This is a genomic window from Formosa sp. Hel1_31_208 (assembly GCF_900104785.1).
Classification (GTDB): domain Bacteria; phylum Bacteroidota; class Bacteroidia; order Flavobacteriales; family Flavobacteriaceae; genus Psychroserpens.
This window is the reverse complement of sequence record NZ_LT629733.1, coordinates 1418956-1441607: the sequence shown is the minus strand read 5'-3', so window position 1 is coordinate 1441607 and position 22652 is coordinate 1418956. Positions and strand designations below refer to the sequence as shown.

Annotated in this window: 19 protein-coding genes; 9 read left to right on the top strand and 10 right to left on the bottom strand. The window is 35.8% G+C overall.

Annotated elements, in window-relative coordinates; genetic code table 11:
* Position 1 precedes the first annotated feature (1 nt).
* Both rpsG and rpsL read right to left on the bottom strand, forming a co-directional pair.
* On the bottom strand, positions 2-478 hold the full coding sequence (gene rpsG, locus BLT57_RS06460; protein WP_091423855.1) for a 30S ribosomal protein S7: 477 nt from the start codon (positions 476-478) through the stop codon (positions 2-4).
* A gap of 22 nt (positions 479-500) precedes the next feature.
* Positions 501-875 carry a 30S ribosomal protein S12 gene (gene rpsL / locus BLT57_RS06455; RefSeq protein WP_008269190.1) on the bottom strand — a complete coding sequence of 125 codons (375 nt, stop codon included), beginning with the start codon at positions 873-875 and terminating at the stop codon, positions 501-503.
* Between the two features lie 229 nt (positions 876-1104).
* On the opposite strand from rpsL, the gene BLT57_RS06450 reads away from it, so the two are divergent.
* Together BLT57_RS06450 and rlmB are read left to right on the top strand one after the other, a co-directional pair.
* A complete protein-coding gene (locus BLT57_RS06450) occupies positions 1105-2736 on the top strand; it encodes a POTRA domain-containing protein (RefSeq protein WP_091423852.1) in 1632 nt (543 codons plus the stop codon).
* Between the two features lie 161 nt (positions 2737-2897).
* Positions 2898-3632: a 23S rRNA (guanosine(2251)-2'-O)-methyltransferase RlmB gene (gene rlmB, locus BLT57_RS06445; protein WP_091423851.1), complete on the top strand. Its 735-nt coding sequence runs from the start codon at positions 2898-2900 to the stop codon at positions 3630-3632.
* On the opposite strand, the gene BLT57_RS06440 is transcribed toward rlmB, so the two are convergent.
* Positions 3629-4378 (bottom strand): rhomboid family intramembrane serine protease, encoded by a 750-nt coding sequence (locus BLT57_RS06440; RefSeq protein ID WP_091423849.1) that lies wholly within the window; start codon positions 4376-4378, stop codon positions 3629-3631. The genes rlmB and BLT57_RS06440 overlap by 4 nt on opposite strands.
* An 88-nt stretch (positions 4379-4466) precedes the next feature.
* Between BLT57_RS06440 and BLT57_RS06435 the strand changes: the two genes are divergently transcribed.
* Complete coding sequence (locus BLT57_RS06435; protein WP_091423846.1) at positions 4467-5747, top strand: replication-associated recombination protein A; 1281 nt, start codon at positions 4467-4469, stop codon at positions 5745-5747.
* Here BLT57_RS06435 and BLT57_RS06430 read toward each other — a convergent pair.
* From BLT57_RS06430 to radC, 4 genes are read right to left on the bottom strand one after another with little or no spacing between them, the layout of a single operon-like run.
* Entirely contained in the window at positions 5744-6616 is an 873-nt protein-coding gene (locus tag BLT57_RS06430; RefSeq protein WP_157717134.1) for a hypothetical protein, read from the bottom strand. The genes BLT57_RS06435 and BLT57_RS06430 overlap by 4 nt on opposite strands.
* 57 nt (positions 6617-6673) lie before the next feature.
* A complete protein-coding gene (locus BLT57_RS06425; protein ID WP_091423843.1) occupies positions 6674-7363 on the bottom strand; it encodes a YjjG family noncanonical pyrimidine nucleotidase in 690 nt (229 codons plus the stop codon).
* The gene (locus BLT57_RS06420; RefSeq protein ID WP_091423840.1) at positions 7353-8654 is read right to left on the bottom strand and encodes a polysaccharide deacetylase family protein; all 1302 of its coding nucleotides are present in this window, start codon (positions 8652-8654) and stop codon (positions 7353-7355) included. The genes BLT57_RS06425 and BLT57_RS06420 overlap by 11 nt, the downstream gene beginning before the upstream one ends.
* Positions 8655-8673: 19 nt before the next feature.
* Positions 8674-9372 carry a DNA repair protein RadC gene (radC, locus tag BLT57_RS06415; RefSeq protein WP_091423839.1) on the bottom strand — a complete coding sequence of 233 codons (699 nt, stop codon included), beginning with the start codon at positions 9370-9372 and terminating at the stop codon, positions 8674-8676.
* A gap of 72 nt (positions 9373-9444) precedes the next feature.
* Between radC and BLT57_RS06410 the strand changes: the two genes are divergently transcribed.
* The 4 genes from BLT57_RS06410 to BLT57_RS06395 are packed head-to-tail and all read left to right on the top strand — an operon-like array spanning position 9445 to position 12663.
* A complete protein-coding gene (locus tag BLT57_RS06410; protein WP_091423837.1) occupies positions 9445-9888 on the top strand; it encodes a DUF1569 domain-containing protein in 444 nt (147 codons plus the stop codon).
* 47 nt (positions 9889-9935) lie between these two features.
* Positions 9936-10526, top strand: coding sequence for an FMN-binding negative transcriptional regulator (locus BLT57_RS06405; RefSeq protein WP_091423834.1), 591 nt, complete (start codon positions 9936-9938; stop codon positions 10524-10526).
* A gap of 41 nt (positions 10527-10567) precedes the next feature.
* A complete protein-coding gene (locus BLT57_RS06400; protein WP_091423833.1) occupies positions 10568-11464 on the top strand; it encodes a dienelactone hydrolase family protein in 897 nt (298 codons plus the stop codon).
* A 32-nt stretch (positions 11465-11496) separates the two neighbouring features.
* A complete protein-coding gene (locus BLT57_RS06395; RefSeq protein ID WP_091423830.1) occupies positions 11497-12663 on the top strand; it encodes a nitrate/nitrite transporter in 1167 nt (388 codons plus the stop codon).
* 146 nt (positions 12664-12809) lie between these two features.
* Here BLT57_RS06395 and murC read toward each other — a convergent pair whose 3' ends face one another.
* A complete protein-coding gene (gene murC, locus BLT57_RS06390) occupies positions 12810-14162 on the bottom strand; it encodes a UDP-N-acetylmuramate--L-alanine ligase (protein ID WP_091423827.1) in 1353 nt (450 codons plus the stop codon).
* Between the two features lie 67 nt (positions 14163-14229).
* Positions 14230-15186, bottom strand: coding sequence for a lipopolysaccharide assembly protein LapB (locus BLT57_RS06385; RefSeq protein ID WP_091423824.1), 957 nt, complete (start codon positions 15184-15186; stop codon positions 14230-14232).
* Between the two features lie 227 nt (positions 15187-15413).
* Here BLT57_RS06385 and BLT57_RS06380 point away from each other — a divergent pair, with 227 nt between their 5' ends.
* Both BLT57_RS06380 and BLT57_RS06375 read left to right on the top strand, forming a co-directional pair.
* Positions 15414-21500 carry an alpha-2-macroglobulin gene (locus BLT57_RS06380; protein ID WP_091423821.1) on the top strand — a complete coding sequence of 2029 codons (6087 nt, stop codon included), beginning with the start codon at positions 15414-15416 and terminating at the stop codon, positions 21498-21500.
* An 85-nt stretch (positions 21501-21585) separates the two neighbouring features.
* On the top strand, positions 21586-21960 hold the full coding sequence (locus BLT57_RS06375) for a DoxX family protein (protein ID WP_091423818.1): 375 nt from the start codon (positions 21586-21588) through the stop codon (positions 21958-21960).
* A 61-nt stretch (positions 21961-22021) separates the two neighbouring features.
* On the opposite strand, the gene BLT57_RS06370 is transcribed toward BLT57_RS06375, so the two are convergent.
* Entirely contained in the window at positions 22022-22546 is a 525-nt protein-coding gene (locus tag BLT57_RS06370; protein ID WP_091423815.1) for a DUF4136 domain-containing protein, read from the bottom strand.
* Between the last annotated feature and the right edge of the window lie 106 nt (positions 22547-22652).

Here is a 22652-nt window from a genome sequence, read left to right as displayed (position 1 = left end):
ATTAAAATCTAAAGTGAGAGAATGCCTTGTTTGCTTCTGCCATTTTGTGAGTATCTACTCTCTTTTTAACAGCTGCACCTTCTTCTTTGGCTGCGGCTAAGATTTCAGCAGCTAACTTTTGAGGCATAGATTTTTCATTTCTTTTTCTTGCGTAACTTATCAACCACTTCATTGCAGTTGACACTTTACGGTCTGGACGAATTTGCATTGGAATTTGGAATGTCGCTCCACCTACTCTACGGCTACGTACTTCTACGTGAGGCATAACATTAGATAGTGCATCTTTCCAAATTTCTAAAGCTGTTTTCTCTTCGTCAGTATTCTTTGAATCTACAATATCAATTGCATCGTAGAATACTTTAAACGCCACAGACTTCTTACCATCCCACATCATCATGTTAACGAAACGTGTCACTAACTGATCATTAAATCTTGGGTCTGGCAAAAGAGGTCTCTTTTTCGCTTGTCTTTTTCTCATGTCTTCTTCTTAAAGTTTTAAATTACTTCTTAGGGCGTTTTGCACCATACTTAGATCTACGTTGTGTTCTACCTGCGACACCTGCTGTGTCTAAAGCACCACGAACGATGTGATATCTAACTCCTGGTAAATCTTTTACCCTTCCACCTCTAACTAATACTATCGAGTGCTCCTGTAAATTGTGTCCTTCACCACCGATGTATGCATTAACCTCGTTTCCGTTTGTTAAACGAACCCTTGCTACCTTACGCATTGCTGAGTTTGGTTTCTTAGGTGTCGTCGTGTAAACACGAGTACATACACCACGTCTTTGTGGACACGAATCTAAAGCAGCCGATTTGCTCTTCTTAGTTATTTTGGCTCTTCCTTTTCGTACTAATTGTGAAATTGTTGGCATATATTACTATATAATTTTTATTAAACCCTCTCATTAGAGGGCTGCAAAGGTAGAAATAAATATCAATTTTTCAAATGTAATTGGATTAATTTTAGAAAGTTTCTCAATTTATTTTAAAGAGGAGATATTTTTACTGCATTATTTGCGTTAGATTTGAACAATAATTTAGTTAATGACAACAAAAAATAGTTTTTTTCTTCTCTGCTTTTTGTCTTTGTGCGCTCCGTTTATGAATGCACAAAATCTCTACCTCTCCATTAGTGGGGTAACTGAGAAAGAAACTAAAACAATTGACTCTTTAGGCTACACAACTGCCTTCGATAATTACACAGCTTTAGAAACGGAAGTCAATAACTTTAAAAAGGCCCTATCAAAATTAGGGTATATTGAAAACCAGCTCATCGCTCTCAGAAAAAAAAACGATTCCTTATACCAAGCAGATTTTAGTTTAAAAACACGCTATGAGACCATTACTATTGATGCCCATGGACTGGTTGATTTATCTATATTAAAACTGACTGGGTTCTTAGAAAAAGACAATCAATTAATTATCCCCATGGCTCATGTAGAAAATACGTTACAAGGAATCAATTCAGAAATTGCCAATCGAGGCAACCCTTTTAATACTTTGGTACTTACAAATATTAAAAAGATTAATGGAAAAAAATTATCAGGGTCTTTGTCGATTTCAAAATTAAAACCACGCACCATTGATAAGCTGATCATAAAAGGCTACGAGAAATTTCCAAAGTCATTTATCAAACGTTATCTTAAAATAAAAACTGGCCAAGCATTCAGTCTAGATAAAATTAAAGCCAAAACTGCCGACCTCAATGATTTGATTTTCGCCAATCAAATTAAAGACCCTGAAGTGTTGTTTACGCAAGATTCTACCATACTATATATGTATATAGAAAAAGCTCGAAGCAATACCTTTGACGGCTTTCTTGGTTTTGGCACAAATGAAGCCACAAATAAAATTGAATTTGATGGCTATCTCGATCTTAACCTAACCAATAATTTAAACTACGGTGAATCCTTAAAACTGTTGTACAAAAGTGATGAGAATGATCAGCAGACTTTTGATTTGAAACTAAATGCTCCTTATTTATTTAAGTCTCCTGTGGGCGTCGATTTCAATCTAAATATTTTTAAAAGAGACTCTTCTTTTGTGACCGTTACTCAAGCTGCTAAAATCAATTATCAAATAACCAGTAGACATGTCATTTCTGCTGGAGCAAATACAGTAAATTCTACAGATTTATTGGATATCCCAACAACGTCTATTAACGATTATGAGTCCAATCAATTCTTTTTAAATTATACGTACACTAAGCGCCAGAATTACGACTTTCTATTTCCTGTCAATTTTTTATTCGATATCACCTCTGGCTTTGGAAATAGGTCTTACGCAGCTATTGATGAAAACCAATCGAACTTTTTCATTACTACCTTTAAAATTTTTAATCTCAATGAGAAAAATAGTATCTATGGAAGAATAAACGCTAACTACCTGGTCTCTGATACCTATTTAGAAAATGAATTGCCTCGTTTTGGTGGTATAAACTCAATTCGAGGATTTGAAGAAAACAGTCTAATTGCTAATTTATATGGCGTATTGAATACAGAGTATCGCTATAAGCTCAATAATAGCATTTATGTGCATACCGTGATTGATGCCGCTTATTTTGAAAATCAGGTCGCCGATCAAAAAGGCAAACTCTTTGGATTTGGTTTCGGATTTGGGTTATTGACTAAAGCTGGACTATTTCGTTTTAATTATACCAGCGGCAAAACGGAAAATCAAAAATTTAGACTTTCAGACTCTAAGATTCACTTAAGTTTAACAACAAGGTTTTAGACTTAAGTTTGTATTGATGACTTCCCCGTAATGCATAAAACACTGCAAAACCGAGAATTGCAATCAACATTAATATCTTTTACATAGAAACTATTATGTAATGATCTAATACTTCAACAAATCATGCTTTTGTTAGTGTAGTTTTTTTTTACCTTTGACCCATGGAAAAAGAAACCACCATCTTTGGAATACGCGCGGTTATTGAAGCCATTAAATCTGGAGAGAATATTGATAAAATTTTTTTACAGAAAGGACTACGCGGTGAACTATTTACAGAATTAGAGCAACTCTTAAAAAAAGAACGTTTAAATAGCTCTTATGTACCTGTTGAGAAACTCAACCGATTGTCAAAAAAGAACCATCAAGGTGTTATCGCTCAAATTGCACCAATCGTATTTCATGACATAGAAGAATTAGTTATGAATGTGATTGAGTCTGGAAAAACTCCTTTGTTTCTATTACTTGATCAACTTAGTGATGTACGAAATTTTGGAGCCATAGTTAGAACTGCAGAATGTACTGGAGTCTCTGGTATAATTATTCAAAAGAAAGGTGGAGCTCCAGTAAATGGTGATGCTATCAAAACTAGTGCAGGTGCTTTGTTTAAAGTGCCTATTTGCAAAGTAGATCATATTAAAGATGCTGTGTTTTATATGCAAGCAAGCGGCATTAAAGTAATTGCAGCCACTGAAAAAACAGACGATACGATCTACGACGTCTCTTTTAAAGAACCTTGCGCCATAATTATGGGATCTGAGGGTAAAGGAATAAACCCATCTGTATTGAAAGTTGCAGATGCTAAAGCAAAAATACCTTTATTAGGAGAAATTGAATCTTTAAATGTTTCGGTAGCTTGTGGTGTTTTTTTATATGAAGCGGTAAGGCAACGTCATTAATCATCACGTTTTTTGAACGTATAGGTAATTGTTGGTTTTATGTTTTCAGAAATGGGCTCCTCAACCTCTACTTCGGGTTCTAGGTTTTCAATAAAATTTCCGTTTTCATCAAAGTGTTTCAAAAAAGGATCATCCTCTTCATTATAATCGGGTGCTTGCCACACATATCGTTCAGGTTTAGCAATTGCTCTTCTGAAGATTAAAGCAAAAATAAATCCTGAGATCAGTCCGCCCAAATGACCTTCCCATGACATTCCTTCTTTTACTGGAAAGGCATACCATATCATACTTCCGTAGAGAAAAACAATGATTAAAGATAACGCGACTAATCGATAATGCTTTGCGAAAATTCCTTTAAAAAAAATAAAGCTCACCAAGACATATACTAAACCACTTGCACCTATATGATTGGCTGGTCTACCAATAATCCATGTAAACAGGCCAGAAAGAATAATCCCATAGATTATCACTTGCCACGAGATTTTCCGATAAAAATAAAACAAGGCTACCGATAAAATAAATAAGGGTATCGAATTGTGATAGAGATGTTCAATATCTGCATGAATAAAGGGACTTGTAAAAATTCCTAGCAAGCCTTCAGGCTCTTGCGGATAGACCCCTAAACGTTTAATCCATGGAAAAAAGCGCACTTGCAACCAAAACACAATCCAGATAGACAGGACAAAAAATACAGGATATGCTATGACACCTGTCGAATATCTAAACTGTTGTTGATGCTTACTCATATTCAAATTTATGGTATTTGTATCAAATTACTCTCCATTTATGATAACTCTGAAATATTGTCACATAGGTTTTTTGTAATTTTACAATATGAACGAACCTTTAGCAGAACGATTACGTCCGCAATCTTTGAGTGATTATTTAAGTCAGTCACATTTGGTTGGTAAAACTGGTGTCTTAACGCTGCAATTGCAACAAGGTGTGATTGCATCGATGATTTTTTGGGGTCCACCAGGAACTGGTAAAACGACCTTAGCCAATATCATCGCAAATGAATCTAAACGACCGTTTTATACCTTAAGTGCTATTAATTCTGGCGTGAAAGATATTAGGGAGGTTATCGAAAAAGCCAAACAAAGCGGAGGTTTATTCACTACAAAAAATCCAATTTTATTCATTGATGAAATCCATAGATTTAGTAAATCGCAACAAGACTCGTTATTACAAGCGGTAGAAAAAGGTTGGGTCACGCTCATTGGTGCAACGACAGAAAACCCAAGTTTTGAGGTAATTCCTGCACTTTTATCGAGGTGTCAGGTCTATACATTGAATTCGTTTGAAAAGAAAGATTTAGAAGCCCTGTTACATCGTGCTATTAAAGAAGACAGCATTATATCAAAACGACAAATTACACTAAAAGAAACAGATGCATTACTCCGTTTATCAGGAGGTGATGCCCGAAAACTATTGAATATTTTTGAACTTATTGTTACCTCTTTTGATGACACTAAAAAGATCATTATTACTAATGAAGTGGTTACCAAACGTGTTCAAAGCAATACCGTTAGATATGACAAAACTGGAGAGCAGCATTATGATATCATTTCCGCTTTTATTAAATCGATACGTGGTAGTGACCCTAATGCTGCGGTGTATTGGTTGGCAAGAATGCTTGAAGGCGGAGAAGATGTTAAATTTATCGCACGTCGATTACTCATTTTGGCGAGTGAAGATATTGGAAATGCTAATCCAACAGCCTTAGTTATAGCTAATAACACGTTTCAAGCAGTTTCAGTTATAGGTCATCCCGAGTCTAGAATTATTTTAAGTCAATGTGTCACTTATCTTGCTGCGTCAGCCAAAAGTAATTCTGCATACATCGCCATTGGAAAGGCACAACAATTGGTGAAAGAAACCGGTGATTTATCTGTACCATTACCAATAAGAAATGCTCCAACAAAACTCATGAAAGAGCTAGGTTACGGAGACAAGTACCAATATGCTCATGACTATGATAATAATTTTGTAGCTCAAGAATTTATGCCAGACGAGGTCAAAAACACCACACTTTATGAACCTGGTAACAATGCTCGTGAAAATGCTCAGCGTGAATTTTTAAAGTTGCGTTGGAAAAACAAATACGGTTACTAGAATTTAAGGGTAATGCGGTTCACTTTCAAGCTTGAACCATCATTAATCCCATAAACCCAGGCTTCATCGTTTTTAAATACTATGGCATCCTTTCCTTTTACAATATATACATCTGGAGCACCAGAATATAATAAAACCATAATCTTTTTAGCCTGAGCGTCTACTACCTGAAAGCCATTATCAATTGGATTGGCATACCACCCATCGTCTGCTTTTTTAACTTCTTTCAGTTCCGTTTGAACTACCTTTTTAGGCGCAATAGATTCGGTTGGAGTTGAGACAAGGTCCTCTTTTATTGCTTGTGTTGCTTCTTTTTCTTCCTTTAAAACTTCAACCTGCTTTTTTAGGCGTTCTATCTCTTTTTGAGCGTCGTCTTTATTTGCTTCTGAAACTGGCAAAGATTCTAAAGGCTTAGTTTCAATCACACCGGCTTTAGGCTGATATTTATAACCCATATATTGATAAGTTTGAAACGCTTCTCTTAATGCTAAATTATAAGCCTTGGCATATTCTTTTACTTTGGTTTCTCCAACTTGAGATATTGATACCACCTTACCATTACAATCGATAAGTTCAATTTGAAGTCTGGTTATCAAAAACCCTTTTACTTTATTAATATTCGTTTTAAGACTTAGGCATCTATTCTGACTAACATCAAGAGGTAAATTTTCATCTTCGAAAAAAGCGGTGAATCCGTATTTATTAAACAAGAACTTGGTCAACGAATTGATCTGATATTGATCTTCTGAACTTTGGAAATCGAATTGCTTCGGAATAATGATATACTTATAATCATTCACAGTGGTTTGGGCACTCAATGTGGTTTGCGTCAATAGACATACGATAAGTATATAAAATATTTTATTCATGTGATTTAAATTTGAATTCAACACTAAAGGTAAAGATACTCTTTTGCTATAGAAACCTTACAAATAGCGCTTCAAGTCTTTAAGCTCTTTCACCTGTTTGATATGGTCTACGTCATTGTAGTTATGATAATTAAACAATATGGCATCCAATCCCACGTCTAAAGCTCCCAATATATCAGCTTCATAATTATCTCCAATCATTAAACTTTCCGCCGGTTGAGCTTCGGCTAATTCAAGTGCATGATTAAAAATAATAGGATTGGGTTTCTTTACACCTGCAGCTTCAGAGTTGGTAACGGTTTTAAAATACTGTGAAATTTTAGCGTTATCCATCTTTCGTTGCTGCGCTTCTTCAAATCCGTTGGTAATAATATGCAAGTGATAATCGGTGCGCAGATGTTCTAAGATTTCAATCGTCCCTTCAAACAAATGATTAAATGTGGCTAAAAAGTTTATATAATCTTCAGATAACTTATCTATCATATCATCTGAAACTTCGAAATCTACAGCTTCAAATGTATCTTTTAAACGGCGATACCTCAAGTTTGCTTTATCTATTTTTTCTTCTCGATATAATTTCCAATAGCTCAAATTAATAGGTTCATATATTCTTAAAAAATCTGATGTATTTACACACACATTATGCAGTTCAAAAATCTTTTCAAAAGTTAATGCCGAATTTTTATCAAAATCCCAAAGCGTGTGATCTAAATCAAAAAATATGTGTTTAATCCCGTTAATTTTCATGTACTGATTCTAATACTTGTGTAAATAATTGTCTAAAGCCATTCCAGCGCTCCTCGCTTCCGAAGGTATAATTGTGAAATATAGGTGTAAAGGTACCATTTACATCTTTTACGCTATTTATTAATCGTTGTAATTCTTGTTCTTTATCTAATTGCGATTGACGCTTTAAGAAGGCGAAATCCATACAATGAAAGGAATTAACTAACAAAGGGGTTACTGTTTCATAGTCTAAATCATAAAATAAAAATGGTGTACAGGTTCCTGCTCTAAATCCGATATGGTTCAAATAGCCCATGGTAAAATCTTCCTTAATCTCTAATTCAATTAAGTTTCGATATGATATTGGAAGATTTAATTTAGAAAATGAATTTCGCGATGCCTGTAACTCATAATTTGTAACTGATTCGATTTTCTTTTTTTCTTTTTTAAGAATTGAAATATCATCTAATGCGAAGTAAGAGACTTTTAATCCAACTTTACAATAATCGGCCACCGATTTTATTAAGGACACAAACTTCTTTTTATAGATGCTGATATTCTTATCATAAGTAGAATAATCACCAATAAGAAAAAATACAACGAATTTAAATTTGTATTGTTTTTGTTTATTAATGATCCATTTAAACGAATCATAGGGATCTCTTGTGAATCCAGACAAGACCATTAATCTTTGATAAAAACGTCGAAATTTAAAACTAAACAAATCAGTAATTAATCCACCCGCCGTTCTCATAAGACCTTTTTGCTTGAAGTAATAGGCCATAGGAACATCAATTACAGGTTGAATATTAAAGGACCGTCTAGGAAATACAAAATCTTCAAACTTCTGCTCTAGTATGACCTTTAATTTATAAGCCCATATATCTATCACTGGTTGATTAAGAAACTCATGTTTATAAGCAAGACTCTCGGTAGCTGTAAAACGACCATAATCATCTTTAACGTGTGGGAGGTATTCTTCATAACGACTCAACAAATAAAAGGATGCAGCAAAAATATCAAAAGGTAAGGCGCTTTTTTCACCTGTGGCAAAAAAGCATTTTGTCTGTTCCCAATTTTGAACATGGATATCGACATCTGACAGACCTTGTTCAAAAAGTAACTCATGATTTCTTATAAAAACCTCGTTACTTAAGGGTTGTCTAGTGTACGACATTTTCATGCTGTCGTGCGCGATAAACTCTTCAATAATTGTAGTAAATGACACTGGAACACCAAGAATTCTAGTGCATATATGCTTGAAAGCATATCGAAGTCTAGGCGTTATTTGGTGTGTATATACGAGTAACAATAGATACGATGCATTTTAATTAGAGCAGGTTTTCATCTGCGAAACTAAAATATGCTTTTTCAGTGATAATTAGATGATCTAGGACCTTAATATCTAAATTTTGTCCTGCTATTTTTAATTTTTGAGTTATATTCTTGTCGGCTTCACTGGGTTTAATAGCTCCTGATGGATGATTATGTGCCAATATTAAACCTACTGCTCCAACCTCTAAAGCATTTTTGAGCACTAATCGCACATCTACCAAAGTTCCTGTAATCCCTCCTTTACTAAGTTGCTGTTTTTGAATGACCTTATTTGAGTTGTTCAAATAAATAATCCAAAACTCTTCATGTGGCAACTCACCAATAATTGGTTGCATCATTTCAAAAACAGAGGTACTCGAATTAATTTTATAGTTTTCAAGCGCTGCCTCCACTCGTCTGCGTCGTCCTAATTCCATAGCAGCCACAATTGAAATAGCTTTCGCCTCACCTATCCCCTTAAACTGCATTAATTGAGGTATTGTCAATTTTCCGAGGGCATTTAGGTTATGATCCACACTTGATAAAATGCGTTTACTCAAATCTACAGCACTTTCAGATCTATTTCCGGATCCAATAAGAATAGCTACCAATTCAGCATCACTTAGCGCGGATTTCCCTTTATCGCGAAGTTTTTCTCTAGGTTGGTCATTTTGAGACCAGTTTTTTATAGAAAATGAAATCGGTTTTTCTGTCATCGTAAGAAGATATATTGTAACTTTCTCCTGCTATAAATATAAGGCATTATATAGAAAAAATACTATATCAATATGAAATCCATATTTACACCAGATGCTCATAATGAAATCATGAGCAGAATTGAACAACTTGACGATAATACGCAACCTCAATGGGGAAAAATGACTATTGGTCAAATGGCACATCATTGTCAATATCCGCTCCACATTATTCTCGATAAAGAAGATTATAATCTCAGACCGAATTGGCTCATCAATTTATTCTTTAAAAAGTCGATGTATAGCGACAAACCTTGGAGAAAAAACCTACCAACAGTTCCGCGTTTTAAAGCTGCTGCACCCAAATCATGGGTTGAAGAAAAGCCAAAACTAGTAAGCCTATTAAAAGAGTTACATACACATAAAGACCGAACCAACTGGCAACCTCATCCCTCATTTGGTGACTTAACGAAGGACCAATGGGGTAAAATGCAATTCAAACATTTAGACCACCATTTAAAGCAATTCGGTGTCTGAATCAATCTCCAATTATAAATTATCAATTCTAAACGCATTATTTAAGTTTGAACTATCCGCCAAAACATCATCAGGATAATCATCAAGATCATATGATCGAGGTGATTAAGACGTATCCACTAGCTACAGTTATATCTGTAGCCAACCATGAACCCCTTATCACTCATTTACCGCTAATTTATGAGAATGGTAAACTCATAGGCCATATTGACATTTATAATCCACAAGCAAAACAACTAAAAGACAATAAAGATGTTACCATTCTATTTTCTGGTCCGGAATGCTATATTTCACCCAGCATCTATTCAACAACACAGTTACCTACTTGGAATTACATCAAAGTACACCTCAAAGGCACTGTAAAAGCCATAGAAAGCAAAGCTGCTCTAAAGCAGTCTCTGATAGCTATGACTGAGTTCTTAGAAGCACCAGATCACAAATATGTTCTTGACTCTGATAATCCCAGATTAGATCGTAATCTTAACTATATCGAAATGTTTGAGATTACTATTACTAACTGGGAAGGAAAATTCAAGTTATCACAAGATAAAAAACCTAAGGATATACAAAATGCAAGATTAGAATTGATTAGAGCAAATCAAGAGAGTGTCAAACTGTTTTTAGATAAGGTATTTTAAAAAATTGTAACTTATTCCTTTAATACACTAAACATGCTACGATGAAAAAACTAAAAAAAGAAGACATCAGTCAAGACGTATTTGATTTATACGACGATTATGCACATAACAAGCTCAATCGCCGTCAATTTGTCGAAAAATTATCCATATATGCTGTTGGTGGTATCACTGTAGGATCACTACTCAGTTTTATGTCTCCGAATTATGTAGATAGCTTATTGGTTAAACCGAATGACCCTACCATAGATTCTAATTATATTACCTATGATTCTCCTAATGGCGGTGGTTCTATTAAAGGTCTTTTATCCACTCCAAAAGATGCTAAAACCAAATTACCTGGAGTGATTGTTGTCCATGAAAATCGAGGTCTAAACCCTTATATAGAAGATGTAGGACGTCGCACAGCCAAATCTGGTTTTATCAGTTTGGCACCAGATGCCTTAACACCATTAGGAGGCTATCCCGGAAATGATGATGATGGTCGCGCTCTTCAAAGAAAAAGAGACAGAAATGAAATGCTAGAAGATTTTATTGCTGCCTATAACCATCTAAAATCTCATAACAAGTGTAATGGTAATGTTGGTGTTGTAGGCTTTTGTTTTGGTGGTTGGATTTCTAATATGATGGCAGTTCGTTTGCCCGACTTGGGTGCGGCGGTACCGTACTATGGCAGACAACCCTCAGACGAGGATGCGGCTAAAATTAAGTGTCCGTTATTATTACAATATGGTGAATTAGACACGAGAGTTAACGCAGGATGGCCTGCGTTTGAAGCGGTATTAAAAGCCAATGGCATCGCTTATGAAGCTCATATTTATCCCGGTGTAAATCATGGGTTTCACAATAATACTACACCACGTTATGACAAAGAAGCTGCGGATTTATCTTGGGAACGAACCATTGCTTTTTTTAATACACATTTAAAATCTCAAAATTAGGTATTAATCAACTTGATTAGTAACACTAAGATATGATTCAAAAACGTAGTATTCTTCCAATAATTGTGATCTCTCAATTTTGCTGCACATCTCTTTGGTTTGCTAGTAACGGTGTTATGAACAACCTTGTGACTACATTTAATCTTAGTGATAGTGCTATTGGTCATTTAACATCAGTTATTCAATTTGGTTTTATCATTGGCACATTAGTTTTTGCCATATTAACCATAGCGGATCGATTTTCACCTTCAAAAGTGTTCTTTGTTTCCGCGCTACTTGGCGCCCTATTTAACGTAACAATTATTTGGGATGGTCACACCTTATCAAGTCTTCTATCGCTTAGATTTCTAACTGGGTTTTGTCTTGCTGGCATCTATCCTGTAGGCATGAAAATTGCTGCTGATTATTATCAACAAGGACTTGGCAAATCGCTAGGGTTTTTGGTTGGTGCCTTAGTCATCGGTACGGCTTTTCCTCATTTATTAAAAAGCTTGGTGGATATTTCAATTTGGAAACTGGTTATTCTTATCACCTCAGGCATTGCTATATTAGGTGGCACCCTTATGTTAACCCTAGTCCCAAATGGACCATACAGACACGCCTCTCAAGGTTTAGACTTATCGGCTTTCTCCAAAGTATTTAAACGCTCAGCCTTTCGTGCAGCTGCATTTGGATATTTCGGACATATGTGGGAGCTGTATGCCTTTTGGGCATTTGTTCCTGTCATGCTACATACATACAGTGATTTGCATGGAGATATAGATTTCAACACACCGCTCCTGTCATTTTTCATTATAGGAATTGGCGGATTAGGATGTGTGGTTGGAGGTTATCTTTCACAGCGCCTAGGCACAAAACAAACCGCATTTACAGCGTTATTATTGTCTTGTATCTGCTGTATCATTTGTCCGTTCTTATTTATGATTAATTCTGAAATCGTCTTTATTGGATTCCTTGTGTTTTGGGGTATTGTCGTTATTGCCGACTCACCGTTATTTTCAACATTAGTCGCTCAAAATGCACAACCTGAGATTAAAGGTACAGCACTAACAATAGTGAATTGTATAGGTTTCTCTATAACTATTGTAAGTATACTTTTATTAACCACGATACGTGAAATGACAGGGTCTAATTACATGTATATGTTGCTTGCTCTCGGACCTGTTTTTGGTCTATTAGCTTTACGCAATAAAAAATAAAACAGCATGTTTATAACGCTAGTTATAGCATCACTGTATATTATATGAATCTAGTCTTCTTATAATTAAAGGTGGTAAAAAGACATCTTCTATATCATGGTTTCGAACTTACCAGAGGACGAACCAATTGGGATAAATCAAAACCACTAAAACAATTTCGTTACCTCATCAAAATCCAAACCACCATAATTTCCAGAGCTCATGAGTAACAGAGCTTTATTGTTAAAATTTTGAGAGAATAAAAACTGTTTAAAGTCTTCAGGATTGGTATAAATAATTAAATCATGACGCTCAAAGGCAGTAGCAATTTGTTCTTGAGTGACTTCCTCAAGTTTTTTAATCTCTACAGCATGCGGTGAATAAAACACCACTGCAACATCGGCAGCATCTAAGGCCCCTTTATATTCTTTTAAAAATTCGGCATTTAAACTACTGTAAGTATGTAATTCTAAACAGGCTACCAAGGTTCTATCGCTATATTGTTCTTTCACTGCTTTTGTTGTCGCTTCTACTTTACTTGGTGAGTGCGCAAAATCTTTGTAAGCCACACTATTAGAACTTTCGGCAATTTTCTCTAGTCGTTTACTTGCCCCTTTAAATGTAGATATAGCTTCATAAAAATCGTCTTCATCAATACCCATATGCTGACAAATCCACTTTGCACCAGCGAGGTTATTGAGATTATGTTTTCCGAAGACTTCTATAGGTAAATCACCCTCTGGTGTGGCCAAAAGTGTTAGTCCGTTTTCAACACGATATTCTGGAGTATGATATGCTAATTTACGAATAGGATTCTCACTAGCCTCAACAACACGCTTCACCTCAGCATCTTCTTCGTTGTAATTGATACTTCCGCCTTGAACAATACTATCAACAAAAATAGAGAACTGCTCGACATAATTCTCATAGGTTGGGAAGACATTAATATGATCCCAAGCAATGCCGCTCAGCAAGGCAATATTAGGTTTATATAAATGAAACTTTGGTCGTCTATCAATTGGTGAACTCAAGTACTCGTCCCCTTCTAACACTATAAAATCATTATCTTCAGTTAGTTTTACCATGACATCAAAACCCTCCAACTGGGCACCTACCATATAATCTACATCGCGATCATGATAATGCATCACGTGAAGAATCATTGAAGTAATTGTAGTTTTACCATGACTACCTCCAATTACAACTCGTGTTTTATGTTTGGATTGTTCATAAAGAAACTCAGGGTAGCTGTAAATTGTTAATTTTAGCTCTTGTGCTTTGAGCAGCTCAGGATTATCTGCTTTGGCATGCATTCCTAAAACAATGGCATCTAAATTTTCTGAGATTTTTTCAGGAAACCACCCAAATGCTTCTGGTAACAAACCTTTCTGTGCTAATCTTGATTTTGAGGGTTCAAAAATGGTATCATCACTTCCAGTAACTTGATATCCTTTATTGTGTAATGCTAGAGCGAGATTGTGCATGGCACTGCCTCCTATAGCAATAAAATGTACATTCATGTGTTGAATTTTGTAGTACTTCAAATATACTAATTGAAGTACTAAGAACGAAGTTTTAGTAAACTAATTACAGATTCTCAATCTGCTGCTTTTCTTGCTTGAAGACTTTAATATCAGGCAAACTGGTAATGGCTTTATTAATCCAATTTAAAGCTTCTGTTTTTTGCCTTTTATTCTTTTTTATTTGTGCTAATCGATAATAAGCCCAAGCTTTAGGGACACCATCTCTAGCCGAGTAATTTTCAATATATGTCATTAAGCATTTCTCACCTTTTTCTAACTCAAGGTTATACTCAGCACAAACCTTTCCTATTTGATAATGCATCGCATTACGCTGATGGGTTTTACCTGAAGCTTCTATATTAGCAATTGCTTTTTTAGGTTGCTTTTCTTTTTCATATAAATTGGTAAGTTTATCATAACAGGTCAAAGAACCTCCAATATTAATTGCCTTTTTATAATACGTTTCAGCCAATTCTGGCTCGTCATCATATTCATAAATGTACCCTTTGGCTAAGTAGCCGTCTACTTTAGACAAAGCTTCAAGTTCATTGGCATATTTTAAAGACTTAGACTTACTTCCACCAATAATTCCAGGCAACTGCATATACAACTCCACCAAAGCCCAACGTGTATCTATGTGACTTGGATCTAATTCGGCCGCTGTCAAAAAAGCCTCTTTGACGTCTCCTATAATTCCTACAGCTCTTAACTTGCTAACGCTTAGCGCTTTCATCCCTAAAGCGCCTCCATATTTATAATGAAAATCTGCGTTTTTAGGTTGGAGTTCTGTCAATTTCTCATAATAAGTAATGGCATCATCCCATTTCTTCTGATTACCGCAAGCATCACCTAAAAGCTCTATGCCTTCTGTGTCATTCTCATTCGACTTAACATATTGAGTCAGTAACTGTTCTGCTTTTACAAATTGTTTATCTTCAATAAGTTGCTTAGCATCTTCTAATGTCTGCAATTGGCTAAAGCCTAAAAATGGGATCAATAGTAGGAAAAGTAGATGTTTCATAAGTTCAAATACATATATTTTTAAGCATCATAACGTGCGCTGTTCTTACTAATACAAAATATATTTCAATAGATTTAGTCTTGGTATTGTTTTTGATTTTCAAATAGCAAAGATAAGGAGTTTACTTATTAAATTGTTAACTTCCCTCAACCAAACGGAACATTAACTCATTTGTTGTGTTATCTAAATGGATAAGGGTTTAGATTGCCTTAATAAAACACCATTTTATGAAACCATTTATAAGTCTATTAATGATTATATGCTTAGCGAATTTTACAAACGCCCAAACCCCAGAGGATTTTTCAAAATTATGGCAACAGGTTGCTAATTTTGAGAGCGAAGGTTTACCGAAATCGGCATTAGAAATCGTTGAGCGCATTGCGATTAATGCGAAAGCAAGTCATAATTCTCCACAAGAGATCAAGACCTTATTATTCCGAAGTAAATACGCGCTTATTCTAGAAGAGGACGCGCAATTAAAAGTGGTGAATGACTTTAAAGCTGCTATTACTCAGAGCGAGGCACCAACCAAAAACGTCTTACAAAACATATTAGCTACACTCTATTGGCAATACTTTAATCAGAACCGTTGGAAGTTCTATAACCGCACTAAAACCAGTGATAAAGGTGATGATATCGATTTTAGAACTTGGGATCTTAATACCTTATTCAACGAAGTACACCTCAACTATCAAGCTTCTATGGCGAACGGTTTAATCTTAAGCCAAACAAACCTAAAAGATTTTGAAGCTGTTTTAATTAAGCAACCTAAATCCAAACGCTTCAGACCATCACTCTATGACTTATTGGCCTATAACGCATTAGAATTCTATAAAACTGATGAAAATAATATTACCAAACCTGCTTTTAAATTTGAAATTAACGATCCTAAATTCATAGAACCAACAGACCGTTTTGGTATGATGCGATTTCTATCTAAAGATTCTACCTCATTACAGTTACACGCTTTAAAAATTTATCAAGACCTCATCAAGACTCATATGTTTGATGACTCACCTTATGCTATTGCCCATGCCGATATTGAGCGCCTAAATTATGTGTATCAACATGGAACCTTTAATAATAAAGACAAGCGCTTACTCAAAACTTTAAAAATAGCCAGTGCACGATGGAATACAGCTAAAAGTAATGTTGCTGCTTTATATGATTTTGAAATCGCAAAGCTCTATCAGCAACAAGGTGCTACCTACCAGCCTCGCACTAATGAAACACATCGTTGGAAATACAAAGAAGCGTTAGACATCTGTAATGCTGTCATTGCAGCTTATCCAAAAAGTACTGGTGCCGAAAAGTGCCGAGTTTTAAAATCGCAAATTCTATCGCAATCCCTTCAAATCACAGTTGAAGAGCTACAATCAATCAACTCCAATGCTCTTGGACTAATTAGCTATAAAAATATAGGTGATATCAACTTCAAAATAGGCACCGTTTCTAATAGTGATCTAGACCTATTGAATCGCTATAATCAACCTTCAGAACAACTAAAAATTCTTTCAAAAATGAAAGCCATTAAAAGTTGGTCAACGCATCTTCGTGATGAAAAAGATTATCAACAGCACAGTACAGAAATCGCCATACCTAAACTTGAAAATGGACGCTATGTGGTTTTCGGACAAGTACAAAATGAGACGAACACCTTCGCCTTCAAAGACATTCAAGTTACTAATCTTGCCTATTTTCAGAATGATAATTCCAGCAATGTCATCTATCAAATCATTGATAGAAATAATGGTAAGCCCGTTTCTGGTGCCAAAGTCACCTTATCGTATTACAAAAACTACAATGGCAATTACTTCAGTGAATCTTATACGACAAATCTAAATGGAGACATTCAGGTGGCCAAAAAAACGTACTCCCGTTCCCGTTTAAAATTAGAGATTGAAACGAAAGGTGACACGGCACGTTTTGAAAATTTAAATGTCAGTCGATACTATAATTCTCGAAGCAGTAAATCAAACAAACCTAATCACCAAGGCTTCATGTTTTCTGATCGCAGTATCTACAGACCTGGTCAAACGCTCTATTTCAAAGGTATTGTTATGACTACCATTCCTGAAAAATCGGAAGTTGCAGCAAACCAATCGGTAGCCGTTACAATGTATAACACAAACGGTGAACAAATCAAAAGACTTCAGTTCAAAACCAATGATTACGGTTCAATTGCCGGTGAATTTATTATTCCTAATAACGGATTGACGGGAAATTTTTCATTACGACTCACAGGAAATAATAACTTAAATGTCTACCATAGCATTTCAGTAGAAGAATACAAGCGACCGAAATTTGAAGCGATATTTCAACCCATTACCGAAACTTTTAAAGTGAATGACACGATAAGAATTAATGGAAATGCAATGGCTTATGCTGGAAGTTCCATTACAGATGCTAAAGTTGTCTATCGTGTGCATCGAAAAGTGCAATATCCAAGATGGTATTACTGGTACAGACCAGCTTTTAATACAGAGCCTCAGGAAATCACTCATGGAGAAACTACCACAGATGCTGACGGAAATTTTAAAATTGATTTTAAAGCCCTACCTGACAATACCGTAGATAGATCATCACTTCCAATTTTTAATTATGAAGTCACTGCCGACATCACCGATATTAACGGTGAAACACGAAGTGCCACAAGTATTGTGAATGTGGGCTATCACGCCTTAATAGCAACTCTTGCTGTCCCAGATCAATTAGACAAAACCAACATAAACCATAGCATTAGTATTTCGACTAAAAACCTGAATGGTGAATTTGTATCTGCTAAAGGCAGTGTAAAAGTTTATAAACTGAAAGCTCCGAATACAGTGTTGCGACCGCGACCATGGAACGCTCCCGATTATCAAGAATTTTCAAAAGAGGACTTTAAAGCCTTATTTCCGCATGACGCCTATACCAATGAGCATAATAGCAACCAATGGGAAAAAGGCGAATTGGTAGTGTCAAAAGAATTCAACACTGATATATCAAAGACGGTGAACCTCGGAAATATGAAGCGTTGGAGATCTGGTAAATATGTCATTGTGTTAGACAGTGAAGACCGATTTGGACAAGCGGTTAAAGATGAAGTACAAACAATGATATATAGTGATGCCGATGAAATTTTAGCTGACCATCAACTCTTTAGTATCAACATGGACAAATCCGAGTATGCTCCAGGTGATACCGCTGAAATTACTTTTAGTTCTGCTACCTCTACTCTATTTGTTACTGTGAGTATAGAAAAGGCTGGTCAAATTGTAAGCAAACAAATCATAAAGCTGAGTACTAATAAAACGACCATAAAAATTCCTGTGACCTCTGAAGATCAAGGTGGTTTTATTGTGCATTATAGTTACGCATTTCATAATAGTTACAAACATGGTATGAACTTTGTTGTTGTGCCCTACCCTAAAACTGATCTCGAAATAGAAACGTTAACCTTCAGAGACAAGTTACAACCTGGAACCGATGAAATCTGGTCGTTTAAAATAAAAGGTCCTAAAGGTGATAAAGTCGCAGCTGAACTTTTAGCCAGCATGTATGATACCTCTTTGGACCAGTTCAAACCTCACGGCTGGGATTTTAACCCAATTCAACAACCAATCTACTATTCAAAATATAGATTACAAACGGGAGCTAGCTTTAGCCGCAAACGCTTTACAGTCCAAAATCTACGCTATGGGAATGGAAACTATAGACTCCAAAATTATGATCAATTGAATTACTTCGGATTAGATTTTGGATATGGTAATCGCTATTTGATGCGCAGTGACTCTGCTTTAGTTGAGATTGAAGCAGAAGCCGTAATGGATGAAGCTATAATGGTTATGGAAGACGATTCAAAAGAAGTAATGAATGTTGCTGACTTTGTTGCAAGTGGTAAGTTTAGAGATTCTGATAATCTTGATGACCCTGAGTATTATTTTCTTATGCGAACAGCTAAAGAAATTGACAGACAAAATTTCGACGATATAAAAATTCGCAAAAACCTTCAGGAAATGGCCTTTTTCTTTCCGCAGTTAGAAACGGATAAAGAGGGCAACGTGAGTTTTAGCTTCACTACTCCAGAAGCCTTAACCAAATGGAAGTTACAACTATTAGCCCATACAAAATCTTTAGAAAGTGCTGTAAGTACTTTAGAAACCGTCACCCAAAAAGAGTTGATGGTTTTGCCTAATGCACCACGATTTTTACGTCATGGCGATCAGATTACTATAAGTACTAAAATTGCGAATTTAACCGATAAAGCCTTATCAGGTGGCGCAAAACTAATTTTAACCGATGCGGTTTCAGGGAAAGATATTACAGCGCATCTTGGTATTTTACCTACGGGAGAAACCGTACCGTTTACGGTTGATGCTAAAGGAAACACTCAAGCATCATGGTCGTTAAGCGTTCCTTTTGACGTTGATGCCGTGCAGTATAAAATTCTAGCAAAAGCTGGCGATTTTAGTGATGGGGAACAAAATGCCTTACCGGTATTGTCTAATCGTATGTTGGTTACTGAAACCTTACCAATGTGGATTAAGAGCAATGAAACACGAACATTTACTCTTGATAAACTAAAAACCAATACCTCTACGACACTCAAGAACCACAAATTAACTTTAGAAATGACCTCTAATCCGGCTTGGTATGCCGTACAAGCATTACCCTACTTGATGGAGTATCCTTACGACTGTAACGAGCAGACCTTTAGTCGCTATTATGCGAATGCCTTAGCGAGTCATTTAGTGAATAGCAACCCAAGAATTCAAGAGGTGTTTAATCAGTGGCGACAAACAGATGCTTTAATCAGTAATTTGGAACAGAACCAAGAGTTAAAATCGATTTTAATTCAGGAAACTCCTTGGTTACGGGATACACAAAGTGAAACCGAACAGAAAAAGCGTATCGCACTACTCTTTGATCTTAATAAGATGACTAACGAATTGTCATCAGCAAAACGAAAGCTTGAAAATAGTCAAATGAATAATGGCGCTTGGTCATGGTTTAATGGCGGACGTGCAAACCGATATATCACACAACATATAATCACTGGGTTTGGGCATTTAAAACAACTTAATGTTAGATCCAGCGACGTTGAGACTTACATGATTAGTAAAGCACTTGCCTATTTAGATACCGAATTTGTTCAAGAATATGAAGACATCAAAAAACACAATCCTAAAGCCGATTTATCGAAAGACCATTTGAGCTATACACAATTACATTATTTGTACATGCGTAGTTTCTTCCCAGAAAACGCAGCCTCAAAACAAGTGCAAGACATCATCCATTACTATAACACACAGATTCAAAACTACTGGTTAAGTCGATCATTATATGCCAAAGGTTTGATGGCCTTAGTTGTTCATCGAAATGGTGACAACATCACTTCTGAAAAGATATTAAAATCGCTTCGTGAGAACAGTATTACTTCAGAAGAATTAGGCATGTATTGGAAAGCCAATACCAATTCGTGGTACTGGTACCAAGCGCCTATTGAAACACAGGCGCTACTGATAGAGGCTTTTTCAGAAATAGAAAATGATACAGTAACGGTTGATAATATGAAAATTTGGTTATTGAAAAACAAACAAACCAATCGTTGGAAAACCACCAAAGCCACCACCGAGGCGGTGTACGCGTTATTGCTTCAAGGTAGTGATTGGTTAAGTATAACTGATATGGTAGATGTGATAATTGGCCGACAAGCAATCAGGCCATCACAATTAGAAGATGTTAAAGTAGAAGCAGGAACAGGATATTACAAAACCTCTTGGTCTGGCTCTGAAATCCAACCAGAAATGGCAACTGTAAGTTTGGCTAAGAAAGGTGACGGTATTGCATGGGGAAGTTTATACTGGCAATACTTTGAGGATTTGGATAAGATTACCGCTGCAGAAACACCTTTAAAACTTCAGAAATCACTCTTTAAGAAAACCAATACAGATACAGGTGAAGAAATTACAGAGCTCACATCTGAAAGCAAATTAGAAGTAGGTGATTTGGTGAGAGTACGAATAGAATTACGAAGCGATCTTGCCATGGAATTTCTTCATATGAAAGATATGCGAGCTGCAGGATTAGAACCTGTCAATGTCTTATCACAATACAAATGGCAAGATGGTTTAGGCTATTATGAAAGCACTAAAGACGCCTCTACTAATTTCTTTTTTGACTACTTGCCAAAAGGTGTTTATGTTTTTGAATATGATTTAAGGGTTACTAATACTGGTGAGATGAGTAATGGCATAACCACTATTCAAAGTATGTATGCTCCAGAGTTTAGCAGTCATAGTGAAGGTGTTAGGATATCAGTTAAAGACTAATTGTAAGGAATCCCTAAGAGTTTCAAAAAAATGTAGCATAAAGTATAATTGATTATATTTATGATACTAACTAAAACCATCTATTATGAATTCAAAAGTATTTATGGTCTTGAGAATATTACTCGGCCTTTTCGTTTTAGTCTTCGGGCTAAATAAATTCATGGAATTTTTACCAGCACCAGAAGGCATGTCTGAAGATGCCGGAGTCTATTTTGGAGCTCTAGTGAATTCTAAAACTATGGTATTAGTTGCCATTGTAGAAATCGTTGCTGGTTTAGCGTTAATCTTTAACAAATTCGGAGCATTATTCGCCCTTATTTTAATGAGCGTATCGGTAAATGCTGTTTTATTCCATGCTGTTTTAGATCCAGGAAATATCGCTGGAGCTGCAGTCTTATTGGTATTAAATATTGTGGTATTGTTTGGCTATAAAAACCAGTACAAGGATCTATTAAAATAAAGAATCACTTTTAAAAAAAGAGGCTTTTAAAGCCTCTTTTTTATTAACGTAATAAAAACCCCTATTTAGGTTCTGGAGGAAAACCTTCCAATACTTTGGCTACAATCGCCATGAACTGAGCTTCGCGTTTTTCTGGAGAGGCTTTTGGGTTGTAATTAGACTCTGAAATCGCTTGCCAAAAGAGTCCGTTTTTATTCTCATCTACAAAATCAAATATAATTTGGCGTCCCATTTGTGTTTGTCCGATAGGTAAGCCCACCGAAATACCACCACCAACATTTCGCCCAGTACCGCCAAGACCTACGCCAACATTATTACCACGTTGTTGTTGATATTCTGAACTTTTGATATCTACAAAGAAATCTGGAGTTTCTGATAAGGTATAGCCTTCCGCCGCCATGGCCTTATCTAAGGCATCCAACAAGCGTTTGGTATCCAACTCGCTCATCCCTGTGTTCATATCGGAATAATAATTATAAGTCTTATAGGTGTCAAAATCAGTGGTCTTTTCATAATCGTAAGTCACTCGTATAGATGCACAAGAGGCTAACATTATAAGACTTAAAAGGAGTGCTAATCGTTTCATTGCTTTTTATTTTAAATATAGCGAAAAAATCAATCACATGCGTGAACTTTAACGTAAGACCCTGCGCTAAGGATTGCAGTGAAAATCCTTTTTTTGCCAAAAAAAG

Coding starts and splice junctions, on each gene's coding strand:
- rpsG (WP_091423855.1), bottom strand. CDS start 478: ATGAGAAAAAGACAAGCGAAAAAGAGACCTCTTTTGCCAGACCCAAGA.
- rlmB (WP_091423851.1), top strand. CDS start 2,898: ATGGAAAAAGAAACCACCATCTTTGGAATACGCGCGGTTATTGAAGCC.
- BLT57_RS06385 (WP_091423824.1), bottom strand. CDS start 15,186: ATGAAACATCTACTTTTCCTACTATTGATCCCATTTTTAGGCTTTAGC.
- BLT57_RS06370 (WP_091423815.1), bottom strand. CDS start 22,546: ATGAAACGATTAGCACTCCTTTTAAGTCTTATAATGTTAGCCTCTTGT.
- BLT57_RS06395 (WP_091423830.1), top strand. CDS start 11,497: ATGATTCAAAAACGTAGTATTCTTCCAATAATTGTGATCTCTCAATTT.
- murC (WP_091423827.1), bottom strand. CDS start 14,162: ATGAATGTACATTTTATTGCTATAGGAGGCAGTGCCATGCACAATCTC.
- radC (WP_091423839.1), bottom strand. CDS start 9,372: ATGACAGAAAAACCGATTTCATTTTCTATAAAAAACTGGTCTCAAAAT.
- rpsL (WP_008269190.1), bottom strand. CDS start 875: ATGCCAACAATTTCACAATTAGTACGAAAAGGAAGAGCCAAAATAACT.
- BLT57_RS06410 (WP_091423837.1), top strand. CDS start 9,445: ATGAAATCCATATTTACACCAGATGCTCATAATGAAATCATGAGCAGA.
- BLT57_RS06450 (WP_091423852.1), top strand. CDS start 1,105: ATGAATGCACAAAATCTCTACCTCTCCATTAGTGGGGTAACTGAGAAA.
- BLT57_RS06430 (WP_157717134.1), bottom strand. CDS start 6,616: ATGAATAAAATATTTTATATACTTATCGTATGTCTATTGACGCAAACC.
- BLT57_RS06400 (WP_091423833.1), top strand. CDS start 10,568: ATGAAAAAACTAAAAAAAGAAGACATCAGTCAAGACGTATTTGATTTA.
- BLT57_RS06435 (WP_091423846.1), top strand. CDS start 4,467: ATGAACGAACCTTTAGCAGAACGATTACGTCCGCAATCTTTGAGTGAT.
- BLT57_RS06375 (WP_091423818.1), top strand. CDS start 21,586: ATGAATTCAAAAGTATTTATGGTCTTGAGAATATTACTCGGCCTTTTC.
- BLT57_RS06380 (WP_091423821.1), top strand. CDS start 15,414: ATGAAACCATTTATAAGTCTATTAATGATTATATGCTTAGCGAATTTT.
- BLT57_RS06440 (WP_091423849.1), bottom strand. CDS start 4,378: ATGAGTAAGCATCAACAACAGTTTAGATATTCGACAGGTGTCATAGCA.
- BLT57_RS06425 (WP_091423843.1), bottom strand. CDS start 7,363: ATGAAAATTAACGGGATTAAACACATATTTTTTGATTTAGATCACACG.